This is a genomic window from Salipiger sp. ABN3_019 (assembly GCF_056158605.1).
Genome location: NZ_JBSWTP010000009.1, coordinates 350,035 through 367,858 on the forward strand (window position 1 = coordinate 350,035; position 17,824 = coordinate 367,858).

Below are 17,824 nucleotides of genomic sequence, written 5' to 3' on the forward strand. Positions count from 1 at the left end.
AGACGTATTTCTCCAGAGCACCGACGCAAAAGCGCCAGCCCGTGGGGACGGGCCAGCGCTTGCCCGGCGGCCTTCGGCCTTGTTCCGGGCCAAGAGGCGGCGAGCTCAGTCCCGCACAGGCTCTTCGGGGATCGAGTCCGACAGCGCCTGCCGCCATGCGTCGAGCCGTTCGGCCAGCGCCGGGTCCTGCAGCGCGAGGATGCCCGCCGCCATCAGCCCGGCATTGGCTGCGCCCGCTGCACCGATCGCCATGGTCGCCACGGGAAAGCCGCGCGGCATCTGCAGGATCGAATAAAGGCTGTCGACACCCGAAAGCGCCCGCGTCTGCACCGGCACGCCGATCACCGGCACGCGGGTTTTCGAGGCCATCATCCCCGGCAGATGCGCCGCGCCGCCGGCGCCCGCAATGATCACCTGCAGGCCGCGCCCGGCAGCCTCTTTGCCGTAGGTCCACAGCCGGTCCGGCGTGCGGTGGGCCGAGACGATCTTGACCTCATAGGCCACGCCCAGCTCGTCGAGCATCTGCGCCGCTTCCTGCATCGTGGGCCAATCCGACTGGCTGCCCATGATGATCCCGACCTTCACCTCTTCCGACATCTTCTGCCCTCATTGCCTGCGGAAAGCGGCACTATAGCCGCCCTGCCCCCGGTGTCCATGCGTCAGGCCCGCCCCCGCCTCTCGCTGCGCGCGCTCTGGGCAACGCGGTGAAAAGCATCGGCCTTCTCGTCAAAACCTCTGCGCGCGATTTGGCCGCGTCACGCGGGCGTGCCAAGCTGCCGCCAGTAGTCGGGGAAAATTTGGGGAAAAGGAGAGAGCCATGAAAGTCGGAATTGTCGGCGCGGGCATGGTCGGCTCGGCAGCGGGCTATGCACTGGCTCTGCGAGGCGGCGCGAGCGAGATCGTTCTGGTGGACAAAAGCGAGGCGCTGGCCCGCGCGCAGGCCGAGGACATCGCCCATGCGGTGCCCTTCGCCAGCCCCTGTCAGGTGCGCTCAGGCGGCTACGAGAAGCTGGACGGCGCAGAGATCGTCATCCTTGCCGCAGGCGTCGCGCAGAAGCCCGGAGAGAGCCGCCTGAGCCTGCTGTCGCGCAACGCCGATGTCTTTGCGCAGGTCATCGAAGGCGTGCAGAAGGCGGCGCCCAAGGCGATGCTGCTGGTGGCCTCGAACCCGGTGGACGTGATGACCGAAGTGGCGCTGCGCGCCTCGGGGCTGCCGACCGGGCAGGTGATCGGCTCTGGCACGATCCTCGACACCGCGCGCTTCCGCTCGCTGCTGGGCGGGCATCTGGGGATCGCGGCGCAGTCGGTGCATGCCTATGTGCTGGGCGAGCATGGCGATTTAGAGGTGCTGAGCTGGGCTTCGGCGCGCGCCGGGGCGCTGTCGCTGGACGAGTTCGCCGATCAGGTGCGCGCGCCGATCACCGATGCGGTGCGCGCCGAGATCGACGAGGCGGTGCGCCGCGCGGCCTATCGGATCATCGAGGGCAAAGGCGCCACATGGTACGGCATCGGCGCGGGGCTGGCACGCATCGTCCATGCGGTGCGCGACGACCAGCGCTCGGTGCTCTCGGTCTCGGTGGTGACGCCGCAGGTGGAGGGGGTGGAGAATGTCGCGCTCAGCCTGCCGCGCGTGGTGGGCCGCGATGGTGTGGTCGAGACGCTCATGCCCGCGCTCGACCCGGGCGAGGCCAAGGCGCTGCGTGCCTCGGCGGAGATGCTCAAGGAAACCGCGCTGGGGATCAGTTGATCGGTTGACCCCCGGCGCTTTTCCGGTGCCGGTCAGGCCCGGCCGTAAGCCTCGGCGATGGCGATCTGCAGCGCCTCGCCCGCCGTCTTGCCAGCCCATGCGATGAGCTGGAAGCAGGGGTAGTAGCGCTCGGAGGCCGCCACGGCGCCGCCGATCATCGTGTCGATCTGCTCGGCGCTGGCCACCTGACCCCCGGCCAGAACCAGACCGTAGCGGTAGACCATCAGCTTGGCGTCGGGCCAGTAGCTGAAGGCGCCCGCCCAGCACTGATCGTTGACGCTGTTGAGACCGGTGTAAAGCTCGGGCAGCGAGTCCTCTGGCGGCTCCATCTCGAAGCTGCAGATCATCCGCAGAGTCTCGTCGTAAGGCGACCAAGCCAGCGTGATCGAATAGGTTCGCCACTGGCCCTCGACCGCCATGGCGATCTGATCTTCGGCCACACGGTCGAAATCCCATTCGTTATGTTCGGCGAGGGTCTCGACGATATCGATCGGGTGAAGTTCTTCGCCCAGAAATTCTTCGGACAGTGCCATGCGCCACCTCTTATGGTTGTAGCTTTGGGGCTCGGCAGCGTCCCTAAAGCTAGGTGCCTGCTCTAGAGATTTGGGGGCAACCCCTTGTCTCTTACTACATATGGTGCCTGTGGCGCGGCGTTCATGTAAAGCGAAATGTTCGCGACACCCGCAATAAGTTGTGGAGTGATCTGTTATTTAATCAAGATGAAGCGTCCCCATATGTGGGCAAGCTTGGGGAGTCGCGAGGCCGCCGGACGCAAGGTTGCGAGTTTTTTCAGACAGATGACTCCGGCGCGGGCCCTGTGGATGAAATCGCCGTCCGCCGTGTGCGGTTCGGGGAAGAAACCCAGCGGTTCCGCGGGCTGGCGGCGCCGGGTTTTGCGTATTTTGGGAACAATGAAGCCTGCGCGGGGCGGAGGCCCGGCGGGTTTTGAGTATTTTGGGGAAAGATGAAGGTCCGGGCGGGCGCGGATCAGGACATCGGCTCAGGACATGGGCGCAGGGCCGGCGCAGGCGGCGAGAACCGGGGCGGCGGCCTCGGCGGGGACCACGGTGAAATGCTGCTCGCGCAGCCGCTCGCCGCCCGCCTCCAGCGCCATGGTCCAGGTGCCCTCAACCATCTCGTAGGGATATTCGAAGGTGAAAAGGCTCAGCCCCGGCGCGCCGGGCACGGCATTGGTGACCCAGCTTTCCCGCTCGATGTTGCGCGATCCCATGGGCGGATGGGTGACCACCACGCGCAGCGCCATGGGCGGCGCGTCTTCGGCGAGCATGAAGCGGATGCCGAAGCTGATGCCAAGGGCGGCGGGCACGACCTCGGTGGCCACGTCGATGCGGCGGCCCGGCTCGACCAGATTGATCACCCCCTGCTCGGTCTCCGGCGCCGGGCGCGCGCCCTCGGCGGTGATCTGGCAGATCACGCCGCGCTCGAGCAGGTGCATCGGCGCGGCGGAAAAGCTCTGCCCGGCCGTCTCGGAGGATCCGGCAAAAGAAGGGCCGGCCCCGGCAAACGCGGGACCGGCCAGCAGCAGAAGGAGCGCGAGATGGCGCATCAGCCGATCGCGGCGGCTTTCACGTCATCGTCGATATAGGGCACATATTGCGCGAAGTTCTCGGCGAACATGCTGACCAGCTTCTCGGCCTGCGCATCGAAGGCCTCTTTGTCCGACCAGGTGCGGCGCGGATCGAGCAGCAATTCGGGCACGCCCTCGACCGAGACCGGCACTTCGAAGCCGAAGTTCGGGTCCTTGCGGAACTCGGCCTTCGCCAGCGAGCCATTCAGCGCCGAGTGCAGCAGCGAGCGGGTCGCCTTGATCGGCATACGGTGGCCGGTGCCATAGGCGCCGCCGGTCCAGCCGGTGTTGACCAGCCAGCAGGTCGCGCCGTGCTTGGCGATCTTGTCACGCAGCAGGTTGCCGTAGGCTTCCGGGCGCAGCGGCATGAAGGGCGCGCCGAAGCAGGTCGAGAAGGTCGGCTGCGGCTCGGTCACGCCACGCTCGGTGCCCGCCACCTTCGAGGTGAAGCCCGACAGGAAGTGATACATCGCCTGCGCCGGGGTCAGCCGCGCGATCGGCGGCAGAACACCAAAGGCGTCGCAGGTCAGCATGATGATGTTCTTCGGGTGGCCACCAAGCGCGGTGGACGAGGCGTTCGAGATATACTCGAGCGGGTAGGCGCAGCGCATGTTGGCGGTCAGGCTGTCGTCCTCGAAGTCGAGCTCGAAGGTCTCTTCGTCGAACACCATATTCTCGATCACCGTGCCGAACTTCGAGGTGGTCGCGTAGATCTCGGGCTCGGCCTCAGCCGACAGGTTGATCGTCTTGGCGTAGCAGCCGCCTTCGAAGTTGAAGGTGCCGCGGTCGGACCAGCCATGCTCGTCGTCGCCGATCAGCACGCGCTCGGGGTCTGCCGAGAGGGTGGTCTTGCCGGTGCCCGACAGGCCGAAGAAGACGGCGGTGTCGACCGGGTTGTTCGGCGCGTGGTTGGCCGAGCAGTGCATCGCCATGATGCCCTTGAGCGGCAGCATGTAGTTCAGCAGCGTGAAGACCGACTTCTTGTTCTCGCCGGCGTATTCGGTGCCGCCGATGAGGATGGTCTTCTTGTCGAAGTTCAGCGCGATGACGGTGTCGGACCGGCAGTCATGCTTCTTGGGGTCGGCCTTGAAGCTGGGGCAGTTGATGACGGTGAAGTCGGCGATGAACTCATCCAGCTGCTCGCGCTCGGGGCGGCGCAGCATGTGGCGGATGAACAGGCCGTGCCAGGCCAGCTCGGTCACCATGCGGACCTTGATCGAATGCGCCGGGTCGGCGCCGCCGGTGAGGTCCTGAACGTAGTAGTCCTTGCCCTTCATATGCTCGAGCATATCGGCGTGCAGCACGTCGAAGCCCTCGGGCGACATGGCGCGGTTGTTTTCCCACCAGATGTTGTCTTCCACCGAGGGTGTCTTGACCACATGCTTGTCCTGCGGCGAGCGGCCGGTGAACTTGCCGGTGGTGACGTAGAAGGCCCCGCCCTTGCCCAGCGTGCCTTCGCCGCGCTTCAGGGCAGCCTCGATCAGCGCGGGCTCCATAAGATTGTAATAGACATTGCCCAGCCCTTCGATCCCTTGATCTTCAAGCCGGAATTGCGGGTTCACCCGTCCAAATGTCATCTGCCAAGCTCCTGTAGCCGCGATAATCGGCGGCGGTAGTCAATCGGGGCGGCGCATGGGAGGCCGTCCACCGGCAGCGCCCGCCACCGGTAACAGTGGCTTTAACATGCTGGGAACGGACAAGAACAGGACGCATCCATCGAGTTAGCGCAACCAAAATAGCTTTAGCGTTAGCACCCGGTCCGGCTAGCGTTACCATCGGTCAGCGACATGGCAGTTGCGCGCGATGGGTGAGACATTTTAGCCATTCGTTACGCAATTTCCGCTGCAATTAAGTCGCAGCTCTGGACTGATTCGCCGTGGGGGATTGTTGCGCAATCCGAAACTCCGCATAGTGCGCGGAAAAAGAAGGCTTTTACAGAGCAGTACAAGGATGAAGTGCTATGTCTAAAATCGCCCTGGTGGACGATGACAGGAACATCCTGACATCCGTGTCCATGACACTCGAGGCGGAAGGGTTTGAAGTCGAGACATATAATGACGGGCAATCTGCGCTGGATGCGTTCAGCAAGAAGATGCCCGACATGGCCGTTTTCGACATCAAGATGCCACGTATGGACGGGATGGATCTGCTGCAGCGCGTGCGTCAAAAGTCGCGCATGCCGGTGATTTTCCTGACCTCCAAGGACGATGAGATCGACGAGGTGCTCGGGCTGCGTATGGGCGCCGACGACTACGTCAAAAAGCCGTTCAGCCAGCGCCTTCTGGTCGAGCGGATCCGCGCGTTGCTGCGCCGTCAGGAGGCTCAGGCTGGTGAGGTGGTAGGGGACACCGAAGAAACCAAGCTGATGACCCGCGGCTCGCTGACCATGGACCCGCTGCGCCACTCGGTGAGCTGGAAAGGTCAGGACGTGTCGCTGACCGTGACCGAATTCCTGCTGCTGCAGGCGCTGGCGCAGCGTCCGGGCTTTGTGAAATCGCGCGACCAACTGATGGACGTGGCCTATGACGATCAGGTCTATGTGGACGACCGCACGATCGACAGCCACATCAAGCGGCTGCGCAAGAAGATGCGGACCGTTGATGCGGATTTCTCCGCCATCGAAACCCTGTACGGTATCGGGTATCGTTACAACGAAGAGTAACCGATGGCCTTGGCCGAGAGGATGTTGATGCGCGACGAGAAGTCGGGCGAACGACCAGATGCCGATGTTGTGCTGGGCGACGATTGGGTCGCCCCGGACAGCACGGTCGAGAAGGAATTGCGCGACAGCCGCGCCCGCCGTTCGCTGTTCTCGCTCAACCGTTCGCCGCTCACGCGCAAGATCATCACCTTCAACCTCATCGCCCTGAACGTGCTGGCGGCGGGGATTCTCTGGCTCAACTCGTCGCGTGACACGCTGGCGCTGCAACGCGCCGACGCCACGCTGGCGCAGGCCGAGATGATCTCGCATATGTTCGAGCTGCAGCTGCCCGAGGGCGCTCCGGTCAGCCTCGGCACGTCCGATGGCATCGACGTGGCGGCCACGCTCGACGGGCTGAACCTGCGGCGCGGCGCGCAGGTCATGGTGTTTGACAGCGGCAATTTCCTTGTCGGTGAGGTCAGCGGCCCGCCCGCTGCCGCCGCTCCCTTGGGGCGTGATACCATCATTTCCGACTTCCTCGACCGGCTCTGGCGCGGGGTTTCGGGGTTTTTCGACTATTTCCGCGAAGAAACCGCTCTGGGTCTCGAAGATCAGCTGCGCCAGCAGCTGGAGGCGGGCGATCCCGCCGTGGCGCGGGTGGAGGCAAGCACCGGCACCATGGCCGAGACGCTGTTCACCGCCTTCTCGCCCATCGTGCAGTCGGGCAATGTGATCGGCAGCGTCGCCCTTGTAGCGCCCGCCCCCGAGATCGACACAGCGGTTGGCGCCGAGCGCGAGCGCGTGCTGCAGATGTTCGTCATCGCCACCTTGGTGTCGATCGGCCTCAGCCTCGTGCTGGCCTCGACCATCGCCAACCCGATCTCGGACCTCGCCGATGCCGCCGAAATCGGCCGCGACCGCAACAAGTCGCAGGGCAATTCGCGCCGCATCCGCATTCCCGACCTGACCGCCCGCCCCGATGAGATCGGTCGCCTGTCGGGCGCGCTGCGCGGCATGGTCGCCGCGCTCTACGACCGGATCGACGCCAACGAACAATTCGCCGCCGACGTCGCGCATGAGATCAAGAACCCGCTCGCCAGCCTGCGCTCGGCCATCGGCAGCCTGCGCATCGTCAAGAAAGAAGAGCATCGCGACAAGCTGCTCAACGTGATCGAACACGACGTGCGCCGCCTCGACCGGCTGGTGTCGGACATCTCCAATGCCTCGCGGCTCGATTCCGAGCTGGTCAAGGAAGAGGAGCAGGAGTTCAACCTTCTGGAGATGCTGGGCAATCTCAGCCAGTTCCTTGGCGAGGACGCGCGCAAGAAGGGCATCGAGTTCATCGCCGACCTGCCCGAGAAGCCGATCCCCATCAACGGGTTGGAGCCGCGTCTGGCGCAGGTCTTCGTCAACCTGATCACCAATGCGATCTCCTTTTGCGAGGATGGCGATGCGATCCGCGTCTGGGCCCGCCGCCGCGACAACCGCGTGCTGGTGGTGGTCGAGGACACCGGCCCCGGCATCCCCGAAGAGGCGCTGCAGAAGATCTTCAAACGCTTCTACTCGCAGCGCCCAGAGAACGATTTTGGAAACAATTCGGGCCTCGGGCTCGCCATCTCCAAGCAGATCGTCGAGGCGCATGGCGGCGTGATCTGGGCCGAGAACATTCGCCCGACCGAGGCCGACATCACCTCGGAGCCGCTTGGCGCGCGTTTCGTCGTCGGCCTGCCGATCTGATCCCATGACGCCCCCAGAGCCGATCATCCTGCACGCCACCGCGGTGGCGGTCGCAGGACGGGCGCTGCTGATCCAAGGCCGCTCAGGCGCAGGCAAATCCGGGCTCGCGCTCGAGATGATGGCCCGCGGCGCACGGCTGGTCGCCGATGACCGCGTGGTGCTGACGCTTGAGGACGGGACCCTCTGGGCTGCCCCCCCTGCCCCGCTGGCCGGGCTGATCGAGGCGCGCGGCCTTGGCATCCTGCCCGCCGACCATCTGCCCCGCGCCGAGGTGGCAGCGCTGCTTGATCTCGACACGCAAGAGACCGAGCGCCTGCCGCAACGCCGCGAAATCATGCTGCAGGGGCGAAATCTCCCCTTGCTTCACAATGCCGCGCATCCCTATTTTCCCGCAGCGCTCGTTCAATATCTGAAGGGTGCAGCAAGGGATCCCTCGTGATGTCCGATCATGTCCGCAGTCATGTCCACAGCCATGGATGACTCGCCCAAAGCGCCCCAGCATGTAGTGCTGGTCACCGGCCCGTCTGGCGCCGGGCGCTCCACCGCGATCAACGCGCTGGAGGATTTTGGCTTTGAAGCGATCGACAACATCCCGCTCGGGCTGATCCCACGGCTTCTGGAAGGGCCCGCGCTGAGCCGCCCGCTGGCGCTTGGCGTCGACATCCGCAACCGCGATTTCACCGTCGAGGGGCTGCTCGGCCTGCGACGCGCGCTCGACGGGCAGCCGCTGGTGCAGGCGCAGCTGCTCTATCTCGACGCCGCGCCCGAGGTGCTGGCGCGGCGCTATTCCGAGACCCGCCGCCGCCATCCGCTGTCGCCCGACAGCGCCTACACCGATGGCATTGCACGCGAACTTTCCCTGCTCGAACCCGCGCGGAGCGCTGCCGAGATCCTGATCGACACCTCCGAGCTCAGCCCGCACGACCTGCGCGCGCAGCTTGCCGGATGGTTCGCGCAGGACGAGGCGCAGCAGCTTGCCGTCTCGGTGCAGAGCTTTTCCTACAAGCGCGGCCTGCCGCAGGGGCTCGACACGGTGTTCGACTGCCGCTTCCTCGACAATCCGCATTGGGTGCCCGAGCTGCGCGCCAAGACCGGGCTCGACGCCGAAGTGCGCGCCCATGTGCAGGCCGATCCGCGCTTTGCGCCGTTCCTCGAAAAGATCGTCGATCTGGCGCTCTTCATGCTTCCGGCCTGCACTGAAGAGGGCAAGGCGCATCTGTCGTTCGGATTTGGCTGTACCGGCGGGCAACATAGGTCGGTCATGGTGACGGAAACCGTCGCGCGCGCCCTTGCGGACCGGGGCTGGCAGGTGTCAACTAGGCACCGGGAACTCGAGCGCCGCGGCCAGACCGCCAAGGGCGTGGCAACTGGAACGGACGAAAGGTCGCAAGCGTGATCGGCATCGTGATCGTGGCGCATGGTGGACTGGCGAAGGAATATCTCTCCGCCGTGGAACATGTGGTCGGGGTACAGCCCGGAATCATGGCGATCTCGATCGAGGCCGATCACGATCGCGGCAAGAAACAGGCCGAGATCTGCGCCGCTGCGGACAGTGTCGACACCGGGGGCGGCGTGGTTCTGGTGACCGACCTTTTCGGCGGCTCGCCGTCCAACCTGAGCCTGCTGGCCTGCCAGCCCGAGAACCGCCGCATCCTTTACGGGATGAACCTGCCAATGCTGATCAAGCTCGCAAAGACCCGCCAATTGCCGGTGCCCGACGCCGTGCGCGGCGCGCTCGAAGCGGGGCGGAAATACATTGACAGTCAGAACGTCAAACCTGATGCCGTCTGAGGCCGCGCAACGGCCAAGCAATCAAGAGATCCACCATGAGTGATACATCGGTTCGCCGCGTGCTGAACATCGTCAACGAAAAGGGCCTGCACGCCCGCGCCTCCGCCAAGCTGGTCGAGGTGGTCGAGGGGTTCGACGCCCATGCCGAAGTATCCAAGGACGGCATGAGCACCGGCGGCGACAGCATCATGGGGCTTTTGATGTTGGCAGCTTCCAAGGGAAGCTCTATTGAGGTCGAGACCTCCGGTCCGGACGCTGCAGCCCTCGCCGACGCGCTCGAGGCGCTCGTGGCGAACCGGTTCGGCGAGGACAACTGACCCCCAGGTGGGTGCATGAAGGAACAGGGGCGGCACATGCTCGACAGCCATGAGGCGACGGCCAATCGGGGGACATCCGTCACCCCGGCCCATGCGCCTTATGACAAGCGCAAGCTGAGCTACGCCAACACGTTCACCAACCCGTGGAAGGCCAACACCATCCGCGCGCTGGAGTGGCTCACCGGCAAAATCCCCCTCATCCGCCTCGTGCGCAAGTTTGAACGCGTCGGTGTGCCCGACGGGCAGGCCTTCTGGCCGCAGGCGCTGAAGATGATGGGGATCGAACTGCGGACCCCGGCAGAGCAGATCGCGCGCATCCCCGCCTCCGGCCCGGTGATCGTGGTGGCGAACCACCCGCATGGGCTGGTCGACGGGATGATCCTTGCCGAACTGATCGGTCGTGTGCGGACCGACTATAAGATCCTCACCCGCTCGCTGCTGACCGGCGTCGAGGAGATCGGCCAGTTCATGATCCCGGTGCCCTTCCCGCATGAGGAAACCGCGCGCGAACAGAGCCTTGAGATGCGCGCCACCGCCATGGACCACCTGAAGCGCGGCGGGGTGATCGCGCTCTTCCCCTCGGGCGTGGTGGCGGCGTCGGAGACCCTTTTTGGTCCCGCCATCGAGGCCGTCTGGAACCCGTTCACCGCCAAGATGATCCAGCGCTCGGGTGCCACCGTGGTGCCGATCTATTTCCCCGGACAGAACAGCCGCGCCTATCAGATGGCCAACAAGCTCTCGCCCACGCTGCGGCAGGGTCTGCTGATCCACGAGGTGATGCACGCGTGCGGCAGGCCGCAGGCCCCCGTCGTCGGCGCGCCGATCAGCCCCGATGAGGTGCGCGGCTGGACCGGCAATCAGCGCGAATTCGTCGCCTGGCTGCGCGAAAAGACACTGGCGCTGAAGGGGCGGTAGGTCCCCCGCGCGGCGCGGCGATCCAGGCCGCAAGAGAGGGGGCGCTGCCCCCTCGCCCGTTCCGGGCTCACCCCCGGCGTATTTTCAAAGAGAAGAAGCGGCGGGCCTCAGCGCATTGGTTCAGCGTATTGGTTCAGCGCGTCGGTACCGGCTCGTCACCGCGGTAGTCGTAGAAGCCGCGTTTGGTCTTGCGGCCCAGCCATCCGGCCTCGACATATTTGGTCAGCAGCGGACAGGGGCGGTATTTGGTGTCGGCCAGACCGTCATGCAGCACGTTCATGATGGCAAGGCAGGTGTCGAGCCCGATGAAGTCGGCCAGCTCCAGAGGGCCCATCGGGTGGTTCGCCCCGAGCTTCATCGCCATGTCGATCGAGCGCACATTGCCGACGCCCTCATAGAGCGTGTAGACCGCCTCGTTGATCATCGGCACCAGGATGCGGTTGACGATGAAGGCCGGGAAATCCTCGGCGGAGGCCGCGGTCTTGCCCAGCGTTTCCACCACTTTCAGACAGGCCTGATAGGTCGGCTCGTCGGTGGCGATGCCGCGGATCAGCTCGACAAGCTGCATCACCGGCACCGGGTTCATGAAGTGGAAGCCAAGGAATTTCTCGGGACGGTCGGTGCGCGAGGCGAGCCGGGTGATCGAGATCGACGAGGTGTTCGACGTCAGGATCGTATGCGGCAGAAGATGCGGCAGCAGCCCCTCGAAAATCTTGCTCTTCACCGCTTCCTGCTCGGTCGCGGCCTCGATCACCAGATCGGTCTGCGCCACTTCGACGGTGTCGAGCGTGGTGCTGATCTTGGCCAGAGCGGCGTCGCGCGCCTCTGCGCTGATCTTCTCGCGGCTGACCTGCCGGTCGAGATTGCGGGTGATCAGGGCCAGCGCCTTGTCCAGCGCCTCCTGACTGACGTCCGACAGGCGCACCTCATAGCCCGACAGCGCCATGACATGGGCGATGCCATTGCCCATCTGCCCTGCGCCGATGACACCGATGCTCTTGATTTCCATGGGACCTACCCCGCTTTGATGCGCGGCAACCTTATGCGCCCGCGCCTGCCGGCTGCAAGCGGGGGCCGGGCAATTTTTGCGCGGTTTTTCTCATTAGCGAATTGTTGGGGCGCGGGGCGGATGCTGAGCCCCGGGTGAATGGGAATCAGAAATGGGGGGCGTCATGTCCTATGCCGAATCCGTTGAGGGTGCGCTTGAGTATTTCCCCTGCCGCTATGGCCGGTCGCGGACCCTGTTTCGCGGGCCGAAGCGCGAGGTGCATCCGCCGTATGTGGCGTTTCTGGGCGGTGCGGAAACCTTCGGGCGCTTTGTCAGCGAGCCCTTCGCGGCGCAGGTGGAAGCGGCGCTGGCCGAGGGTGGCGCACCGCACCCCTGCGTCAACCTTGGTGCGGTCAACGCGGGCATCGATCTCTATCTCGGTGATCCGGCGGTGATGGCGCTGGCCGATCAGGCCGAGATCAGCGTGCTGCAGGTGATGGGGGCGCAGAACATGTCGAACCGCTTTTACGGGGTGCACCCGCGGCGCAACGATCGCTTCCTGCATGCCTCCGACCGGCTGCAGCAGCTTTATCCGGAGGTGGATTTCACCGAGTTTCATTTCACCCTGCACATGCTCGGCCGGCTGCGCGAGATCTCGCAGGAGCGTTTTGCCGAGGTTACCGCCGAGTTGCGGCTCGCTTGGGTGGCGCGGATGAAACATCTGCTGACGCTGCTCGGCGGCCGCGTGGTGCTGCTCTGGGCTGCGGGCCATCCGCCGCCCGACACGCATGTGGATCGGCTTGCCCCCGCGCCGCTGTTCATCGAACGCGGCATGATCGAGGCGCTGCGACCAAGGGCATCGGCGGTGCTGGAACTGACGCTGCCGGAGGAGGCGCTGGCGGGCGAGACCGAGGGGATGATCTTCGCCGATTTCGAGGCCGCCGCCGCCGCCGAGGCGCTGCGGCCCGTGGGGCATGCGCAGGTCGCCAAGAAACTGACGCCGGTGCTGGACCGGCTGCTCCGCTGAGGCTGGGCTGGGCTGGGCTGGGCTGGGCTGGGCGAGCCAACTCTCTTCGAAGAGAGTTGCAAATTCCTTGGCGAGGAATTTGCCCCGGCGCGGCACCACCGCGACATCCGCTTTTACATCTCCGCGTCATGCGCGGCGTGCAAGCTCGGTCTGACATCTCTCTGAATTTGCGCCGGATCAAGGCGCGTGCCGATCTCGCGTGCCATTGGAGACGCCATGCAGCACATCGCTCCTCCCTCCCCCGCGCAACGCCCCGAACAACGCCCCGAACAACGCCCCGCCCAGAGCCCGGCCCAGTGCCAAGCCGATGCATCCGCCGCCGACCGCCACGGCGGCATCGACCGGGCGTTTCACGCGGCGCTGGCCAATGCCACCGGCGGGCTCTCTCCCATGGGGCTTGCCACGGCGTGGTTCGACTGGGCGGCGCATCTGGCCGGATCCCCCGCAAAACAGGCGGCGCTGCAGGAAGACGCGATCTCGGGCGCGGCGCGGATGATGCAGAACGCGGTGGGCTGCGCGCTGGGGACGGCGCCTTTTGCCCATGCCGCGCTCAGCCGCGACCGGCGGTTCGCCGATCCCGAATGGCAGCACTGGCCCTTCGATCTCGCCGCCCGCTGCTTTCAGCTGACCGAGGCGTGGTGGGACTGCGCCACCACCGGCGTGCAGGGCGTGAACCCGCGCCATGCGCAGCTGACCAATTTCGCCGCCCGGCAATTGCTCGACGCGGTGGCGCCGTCGAATTTCGCGCTGACCAACCCCGTGGTGCTGCGGCGCACGCAGGAAGAGCGCGGCGCCAACCTGATGCGCGGGCTGCATAATTACTTAGAGGATTTATCGATCTGGGCGCAGGGCGAAAAGCCCGACACCGGCGGTTTCAAGGTCGGCGAGACGCTGGCGGCGACACCCGGCGAGGTGGTGCATCGCTCGCCGCTGATGGAGCTTATCCGCTATACGCCGGTCACCGAGAAGCTCCACGCCGAGCCGCTGCTGATCGTGCCCGCGTGGATCATGAAATACTATATTCTCGATCTCTCCGAGCGGAACTCCATGGTGCGCTACCTGACCGGGCAGGGCTTTGAGGTTTACATGATCTCTTGGCTCAACCCCGGCGCATCGGAAGCGGAGATGGGGATGGAAGACTATGTGCGGCTTGGCATCTTCGACGCGCTCGACGCCATTGGCCGCGCGGTGCCGGGTGAGCGGGTGCATGCGGCGGGCTATTGCCTTGGCGGGACCCTGCTGTCGATCGCGGCGGCGGCCTTGGCCCGTGAAGGCCGGCAGGAGCGGCTCGCCTCCCTGACGCTACTGGCGGCGCAGGTGGATTTCACCGAGGCTGGCGAGATCACCCTCTTCATCGACGACAGTCAGGTCGCCTTCCTTGAGGATACGATGGCGCAGCAGGGCTATCTGCGGTCCGACCAGATGGCCGGAGCCTTCCAGATGCTGCGCTCGGTGGACCTGATCTGGTCGCGGACCATCCACGACTACCTGTTGGGTGAGCGCGCCGCGATGATCGACCTCATCGCGTGGAACGCCGACACCACGCGGATGCCCGCGAAGATGCATTCGGAATACCTGCGCCATCTCTTTCTCGAGAACCGCCTCGCGCTCGGCCAGTTTGAGATCGGCGGCGATCCGGTGGCGCTGGAGGACGTGCATCTGCCGGTCTTCGCCATCGGCACCGAGAAGGATCACATCGCGCCATGGCCCTCGGTCTGGAAGGTGACGCGATTCTTCGACGGGCCGATCACCTTCGCGCTCACCAGCGGCGGGCATAATTCGGGCATCGTGTCCGAACCCGGCCACAAGCACCGCCACTACCGGATCGGAGAGGTCATGCTGCATGCCGCCGACCGCGAAGATTGGGTCGCAGCGCAGCCGGTGAAGCAGGGCTCGTGGTGGCCGAAATGGACGCAGTGGCTCGCCAAGCGCGGCAGCGCGCGGAAACGGACGGCGGGACCTTGTCCGCTGCCCTCGCTCGGCGCGGCGCCGGGCAGCTACGTCTTCGGCTGACGCGGAACGAAAAGGGGCGCCACCCGGGCGCCCCAAGAGAGGCGGGGGCGCCCCGCCTCAGATGCTCTGTCCCCGAAAATCAGCCGGGGAAGAAGGGCAGCTTGCCGCCAAGTTCCGCAAGACGTCCCCAATGCGCGCGGTAATCCTCGCTAGCCTTCTGGTAGAAGGCGCTCTGGATGTGCATCAGTTCGGCCGGGGTCTTGCAGTGCAGCATCGCGTGCTGTGTCGAGACATCCTCGCGCACACGCTCGGCGGTGAAGCTCTGCATTTCGGCGCCGATGTCGAGCATCGTGTCGACGATCGCAGTGGCGGCATAGGGCTCGAAATTCCAGCTCAGACGGAACTCGCGCTCGGTGGGCGCGACCGTCGCGGCGGCGGGTCTTGCCGCGGCAGGTTTCGCAACAGGTTTCGGGGCGGGCTTCGGGGCAGAAGCCTTCACCACAGAGGGTCTGCTGGCCGCGGGTTTCGCAGCTGCAGCGCGCGGCGCCGGTTTCGGCGTTGCGGGCTTGGGCGATTCGGCGGATTTGGCCGTGCGGCGCGGCGCGGCGCGCGGCTTCGGCGCGGGTTTGGCCGCCGGTTTGGCAGGGCTCGCAGCCGGGATCGGCTCCGGAGCGGGCGCTGCCGCGGTCTCGGCCTTGGGGGTCTCTTTGGCGGCCTCGGGCGCTGCTGCGGTCTCGGGCTTCGGCGCCTCAGGTGTTTCTTTTATAACGGAAGTTGTCGTCTTGGCGTCAGACGCGGCGGCGGCCTTCACCGGGCTGCGGCGGCGGGTCGTGCTGCCCCGCGACGTGGTCGACTTGGCACGCGTGGTGGTCTTGCGGGGGGTCGAATTATCCATGTCTGGGCTCCTTCCAAGCAGGATAGTACAGGCCCACCCTTACCACAGGTGAGGCCCGAGCGGGACGCTGCACGTCCCGCTCAGGGCCAATTTGTCACAGGCTGCTCTGCAATGCAGCAATGCTCTCCTTCAGGATGTCCGCAACCCGGTCGATCATCGCCTCATCCATGATCAGCGTCGGCGAGAGGATCAGGATATTGCCCAGAGGCCGCGCGATGAGCCCGCGCTTCTGCGCCTCGCGCGCGATCCGCAGGCCGATCATCTCTTCGGGCGCGAAGGGCTCTTTGGTCTCTTTGTTCTTCACGAACTCGATGCCCATCATGAAGTGGCTGCCGCGCACTTCGCCGACGATGTCGAACTCTTCGAGCTGGCGCAGCAGCCCCTCGAACCGCTTGCCGGTCACCTGCACACGCTGCGGGATCTGGTCCCGCTCCATCAGCGCGATATTGGCGAGCCCCGCAGCGGCGGCGGCGGGATGGCCCGAATAGGTCATGCCATGGAAGAACATGCCGCCGGGACCCGAGATCACCTCGTGGATCTCATCCGACATGATCGTCGCCGAGAGCGGCTGATAGCCCGAGGTAAGCCCCTTGGCCGTGTTGATGATGTCGGGCTGCACGCCGAAGACATCCTTCGAGGCGAAGAAATGCCCGAGTCGGCCAAAGGCGGTGACCACCTCGTCGGTCACATATTTGATGTCATGCGCACGGCAGATCGCGGCCATCTCGGCGTGATAGCCCTCGGGCGGGACGATGACGCCGCCCGCGCCCATGATCGGCTCTGCCACCATGCAGGCGATGGTCTCGGCGCCGTAATGCGCGATCGTGTCCAGCAGGTCCTGCTTGAGGGCTTCGAGGAATTCCGCCTCGGTCATCTCGGGCGCCTCGCGCCACTGGTGCGGGCAGCGCAGGTGGTGCACCCATTCCCCGGATTTGCCCCAGCCCTCGGAGTAGCCGGGCGTGGTCATCGCAACGGTGAGGTTGGTCGAGCCATGGTAGGCCCCGTGGCGGCACAGAATGCGCTTCTTCTGCGGCTGGCCAAGGCGGTTGTAGTAATGGTGCAGGATGCGGATCGCGGTCTCATTCGCGACCGAGCCGGAATTGCCGAAGTGGACCTTGTTGAGGTTGCCCGGCGCCAGTTCCGCAAGCTTCACCGCCAGCGCCGCAGCGGTGGGATGGGTGAAATTGTAGAAGGTCGAGTAGAAGTCGAGCGTGTTCAGCTGCTCGGTGATCGCGTCGATGATCTCGGTTCGCCGGTGTCCGGCGTTGACGCACCACAGCCCGCCGATGCCGTCGATCAGCTCGTTGCCCTCGCTGTCGCGCACCATGGCGCCCTCGGCGCTGACGATGACCGTGCGCGCGCCCGACTGCTTGAGCGCGTTCAGGTCGGCCCAGCTCTGCACAAGGTTGGTGTCGGCGGTGAGCACGCCATCGGTGGAAATGTCGAGATCGAGCGACATGGGTTAGACCTCCCTGAAGTCCTGAAGTTGGGTAGAGCGAAGACCGGGCGCGATGGGCGTCCCGACCTCGGCGATGAGCAGCGTTTCGGCGGTTCCGGCGCTGGCGAGGGGCCGCGCGTCCGGTCCGGCGATCAGGGACTCTCCGCCAAAGGAGAGCCCGGCATCGGTGCCGCAGAAATTGGCGTAGGCAATCGTCACACCCACCTCGGCCGCGCGCGCAGGCACGAAGACGCGGGACACATGTTCGAACCCAACCGGGTTCGCGGTCGGCACAAGGATCAGCTCGGCGCCGCGCTCCGCCAGCGCCTTCACATGCGCGGCAAACTCGACGTCGTAGCAGATCAGCATGGCGGCGCGCAGGCCTTCCAGCTCGAACAGGCAGTAGTCGGAGCCGGGCGCGAAGCTGGCCTTCTCCATCGGCCCGAACAGCTGGATCTTGCGGTAGTGGCCCAGCTCGGTGCCATCGGCGTCCCAGCAGGTGGCGGCGTTATAGACCAGCTCGTCGTCACGCTCGGCCCAGCCGACGCAGAGCCCGCAGCCCGCCGCGCGCGCAAGGCCCGACAGGCGGTCGCCCCAGTCACCGCCGCGGGGCTGGGACAACGCGCCATGCAACTCGGGCTGGTTGTAGCCGGGCAGGAACAGCTCGGGCGCGACGAGCATCCGCGCACCCGCCGCCGCAGCTGCCTCCAGCTGGGCACCGAGGCGGGAGATCCCCGCCTCGATGTCGCCGCCGATGGGCGGCCCCTGATAAAGGGCGAGCTTCATC

18 protein-coding genes are annotated in these 17,824 nt (G+C 65.6%); 10 read left to right on the forward strand and 8 right to left on the reverse strand.

The features are described from left to right. Nucleotides 1-105: 105 nt before the first annotated feature. Nucleotides 106-597 (reverse strand): 5-(carboxyamino)imidazole ribonucleotide mutase, encoded by a 492-nt coding sequence (gene purE, locus ACXAD2_RS09820; protein ID WP_066102825.1) that lies wholly within the window; start codon nucleotides 595-597, stop codon nucleotides 106-108. A 220-nt stretch (nucleotides 598-817) separates the two neighbouring features. On the opposite strand from purE, the gene ACXAD2_RS09825 reads away from it, so the two are divergent. Continuing rightward, nucleotides 818-1,747 carry an L-lactate dehydrogenase gene (locus ACXAD2_RS09825; RefSeq protein WP_475169410.1) on the forward strand — a complete coding sequence of 310 codons (930 nt, stop codon included), beginning with the start codon at nucleotides 818-820 and terminating at the stop codon, nucleotides 1,745-1,747. Between the two features lie 32 nt (nucleotides 1,748-1,779). Here the strand turns inward: ACXAD2_RS09825 and ACXAD2_RS09830 are convergent, their stop codons facing one another. The 3 genes from ACXAD2_RS09830 to ACXAD2_RS09840 all read right to left on the reverse strand — a co-directional run bounded on the left by ACXAD2_RS09830 (nucleotide 1,780) and on the right by ACXAD2_RS09840 (nucleotide 4,912). After that, entirely contained in the window at nucleotides 1,780-2,280 is a 501-nt protein-coding gene (locus ACXAD2_RS09830; protein ID WP_066102830.1) for a type III secretion system chaperone family protein, read from the reverse strand. 467 nt (nucleotides 2,281-2,747) lie between these two features. Then, on the reverse strand, nucleotides 2,748-3,314 hold the full coding sequence (locus ACXAD2_RS09835) for a DUF3859 domain-containing protein (protein WP_475169416.1): 567 nt from the start codon (nucleotides 3,312-3,314) through the stop codon (nucleotides 2,748-2,750). Then, nucleotides 3,314-4,912, reverse strand: a complete 1,599-nt coding sequence (locus tag ACXAD2_RS09840; protein WP_066102836.1) for a phosphoenolpyruvate carboxykinase — start codon at nucleotides 4,910-4,912, stop codon at nucleotides 3,314-3,316. The genes ACXAD2_RS09835 and ACXAD2_RS09840 overlap by 1 nt, the downstream gene beginning before the upstream one ends. 383 nt (nucleotides 4,913-5,295) lie before the next feature. Between ACXAD2_RS09840 and ACXAD2_RS09845 the strand changes: the two genes are divergently transcribed. From ACXAD2_RS09845 to ACXAD2_RS09875, 7 genes are read left to right on the forward strand one after another with little or no spacing between them, the layout of a single operon-like run. Further along, on the forward strand, nucleotides 5,296-5,997 hold the full coding sequence (locus tag ACXAD2_RS09845) for a response regulator transcription factor (protein ID WP_066102839.1): 702 nt from the start codon (nucleotides 5,296-5,298) through the stop codon (nucleotides 5,995-5,997). A 3-nt stretch (nucleotides 5,998-6,000) separates the two neighbouring features. After that, nucleotides 6,001-7,713: an ATP-binding protein gene (locus ACXAD2_RS09850; protein ID WP_475169421.1), complete on the forward strand. Its 1,713-nt coding sequence runs from the start codon at nucleotides 6,001-6,003 to the stop codon at nucleotides 7,711-7,713. A gap of 4 nt (nucleotides 7,714-7,717) precedes the next feature. Next, nucleotides 7,718-8,152 (forward strand): HPr kinase/phosphorylase, encoded by a 435-nt coding sequence (locus ACXAD2_RS09855; protein WP_475169423.1) that lies wholly within the window; start codon nucleotides 7,718-7,720, stop codon nucleotides 8,150-8,152. 9 nt (nucleotides 8,153-8,161) lie between these two features. After that, nucleotides 8,162-9,109, forward strand: a complete 948-nt coding sequence (gene rapZ / locus ACXAD2_RS09860) for an RNase adapter RapZ (protein ID WP_475169425.1) — start codon at nucleotides 8,162-8,164, stop codon at nucleotides 9,107-9,109. Next, entirely contained in the window at nucleotides 9,106-9,504 is a 399-nt protein-coding gene (locus ACXAD2_RS09865) for a PTS sugar transporter subunit IIA (protein WP_066102845.1), read from the forward strand. Before rapZ ends, ACXAD2_RS09865 begins: the two co-directional genes overlap by 4 nt. Nucleotides 9,505-9,539: 35 nt before the next feature. Next, complete coding sequence (locus ACXAD2_RS09870) at nucleotides 9,540-9,821, forward strand: HPr family phosphocarrier protein (protein WP_066102848.1); 282 nt, start codon at nucleotides 9,540-9,542, stop codon at nucleotides 9,819-9,821. Between the two features lie 36 nt (nucleotides 9,822-9,857). Continuing rightward, a complete protein-coding gene (locus ACXAD2_RS09875) occupies nucleotides 9,858-10,736 on the forward strand; it encodes a lysophospholipid acyltransferase family protein (protein WP_066102851.1) in 879 nt (292 codons plus the stop codon). Between the two features lie 133 nt (nucleotides 10,737-10,869). Here ACXAD2_RS09875 and ACXAD2_RS09880 read toward each other — a convergent pair whose 3' ends face one another. Next, a complete protein-coding gene (locus ACXAD2_RS09880; protein WP_066102854.1) occupies nucleotides 10,870-11,745 on the reverse strand; it encodes a 3-hydroxybutyryl-CoA dehydrogenase in 876 nt (291 codons plus the stop codon). 163 nt (nucleotides 11,746-11,908) lie between these two features. Between ACXAD2_RS09880 and ACXAD2_RS09885 the strand changes: the two genes are divergently transcribed. Together ACXAD2_RS09885 and ACXAD2_RS09890 are read left to right on the forward strand one after the other, a co-directional pair. Next, nucleotides 11,909-12,751: a DUF6473 family protein gene (locus ACXAD2_RS09885; protein WP_475169428.1), complete on the forward strand. Its 843-nt coding sequence runs from the start codon at nucleotides 11,909-11,911 to the stop codon at nucleotides 12,749-12,751. Between the two features lie 216 nt (nucleotides 12,752-12,967). Next, nucleotides 12,968-14,764 (forward strand): PHA/PHB synthase family protein, encoded by a 1,797-nt coding sequence (locus ACXAD2_RS09890; protein ID WP_475169429.1) that lies wholly within the window; start codon nucleotides 12,968-12,970, stop codon nucleotides 14,762-14,764. A 79-nt stretch (nucleotides 14,765-14,843) separates the two neighbouring features. On the opposite strand, the gene ACXAD2_RS09895 is transcribed toward ACXAD2_RS09890, so the two are convergent. The 3 genes from ACXAD2_RS09895 to ACXAD2_RS09905 all read right to left on the reverse strand — a co-directional run bounded on the left by ACXAD2_RS09895 (nucleotide 14,844) and on the right by ACXAD2_RS09905 (nucleotide 17,823). Next, the gene (locus ACXAD2_RS09895; protein ID WP_475169431.1) at nucleotides 14,844-15,599 is read right to left on the reverse strand and encodes a phasin family protein; all 756 of its coding nucleotides are present in this window, start codon (nucleotides 15,597-15,599) and stop codon (nucleotides 14,844-14,846) included. Nucleotides 15,600-15,693: 94 nt separating this feature from the next. After that, nucleotides 15,694-17,058 carry an aminotransferase class III-fold pyridoxal phosphate-dependent enzyme gene (locus ACXAD2_RS09900; RefSeq protein ID WP_475169432.1) on the reverse strand — a complete coding sequence of 455 codons (1,365 nt, stop codon included), beginning with the start codon at nucleotides 17,056-17,058 and terminating at the stop codon, nucleotides 15,694-15,696. 3 nt (nucleotides 17,059-17,061) lie between these two features. Further along, nucleotides 17,062-17,823, reverse strand: coding sequence for a carbon-nitrogen hydrolase family protein (locus ACXAD2_RS09905; protein ID WP_475169433.1), 762 nt, complete (start codon nucleotides 17,821-17,823; stop codon nucleotides 17,062-17,064). Nucleotide 17,824 lies beyond the last annotated feature (1 nt).

What these genes read in the sequence shown, in the direction of transcription:
- purE (WP_066102825.1), bottom strand. Translation starts at nt 597, where the DNA reads ATGTCGGAAGAGGTGAAGGTCGGGATCATCATGGGCAGCCAGTCGGAT.
- ACXAD2_RS09825 (WP_475169410.1), top strand. Translation starts at nt 818, where the DNA reads ATGAAAGTCGGAATTGTCGGCGCGGGCATGGTCGGCTCGGCAGCGGGC.
- ACXAD2_RS09830 (WP_066102830.1), bottom strand. Translation starts at nt 2,280, where the DNA reads ATGGCACTGTCCGAAGAATTTCTGGGCGAAGAACTTCACCCGATCGAT.
- ACXAD2_RS09835 (WP_475169416.1), bottom strand. Translation starts at nt 3,314, where the DNA reads ATGCGCCATCTCGCGCTCCTTCTGCTGCTGGCCGGTCCCGCGTTTGCC.
- ACXAD2_RS09840 (WP_066102836.1), bottom strand. Translation starts at nt 4,912, where the DNA reads ATGACATTTGGACGGGTGAACCCGCAATTCCGGCTTGAAGATCAAGGG.
- ACXAD2_RS09845 (WP_066102839.1), top strand. Translation starts at nt 5,296, where the DNA reads ATGTCTAAAATCGCCCTGGTGGACGATGACAGGAACATCCTGACATCC.
- ACXAD2_RS09850 (WP_475169421.1), top strand. Translation starts at nt 6,001, where the DNA reads ATGGCCTTGGCCGAGAGGATGTTGATGCGCGACGAGAAGTCGGGCGAA.
- ACXAD2_RS09855 (WP_475169423.1), top strand. Translation starts at nt 7,718, where the DNA reads ATGACGCCCCCAGAGCCGATCATCCTGCACGCCACCGCGGTGGCGGTC.
- rapZ (WP_475169425.1), top strand. Translation starts at nt 8,162, where the DNA reads ATGTCCGCAGTCATGTCCACAGCCATGGATGACTCGCCCAAAGCGCCC.
- ACXAD2_RS09870 (WP_066102848.1), top strand. Translation starts at nt 9,540, where the DNA reads ATGAGTGATACATCGGTTCGCCGCGTGCTGAACATCGTCAACGAAAAG.
- ACXAD2_RS09875 (WP_066102851.1), top strand. Translation starts at nt 9,858, where the DNA reads ATGCTCGACAGCCATGAGGCGACGGCCAATCGGGGGACATCCGTCACC.
- ACXAD2_RS09880 (WP_066102854.1), bottom strand. Translation starts at nt 11,745, where the DNA reads ATGGAAATCAAGAGCATCGGTGTCATCGGCGCAGGGCAGATGGGCAAT.
- ACXAD2_RS09885 (WP_475169428.1), top strand. Translation starts at nt 11,909, where the DNA reads ATGTCCTATGCCGAATCCGTTGAGGGTGCGCTTGAGTATTTCCCCTGC.
- ACXAD2_RS09890 (WP_475169429.1), top strand. Translation starts at nt 12,968, where the DNA reads ATGCAGCACATCGCTCCTCCCTCCCCCGCGCAACGCCCCGAACAACGC.
- ACXAD2_RS09895 (WP_475169431.1), bottom strand. Translation starts at nt 15,599, where the DNA reads ATGGATAATTCGACCCCCCGCAAGACCACCACGCGTGCCAAGTCGACC.
- ACXAD2_RS09900 (WP_475169432.1), bottom strand. Translation starts at nt 17,058, where the DNA reads ATGTCGCTCGATCTCGACATTTCCACCGATGGCGTGCTCACCGCCGAC.
- ACXAD2_RS09905 (WP_475169433.1), bottom strand. Translation starts at nt 17,823, where the DNA reads ATGAAGCTCGCCCTTTATCAGGGGCCGCCCATCGGCGGCGACATCGAG.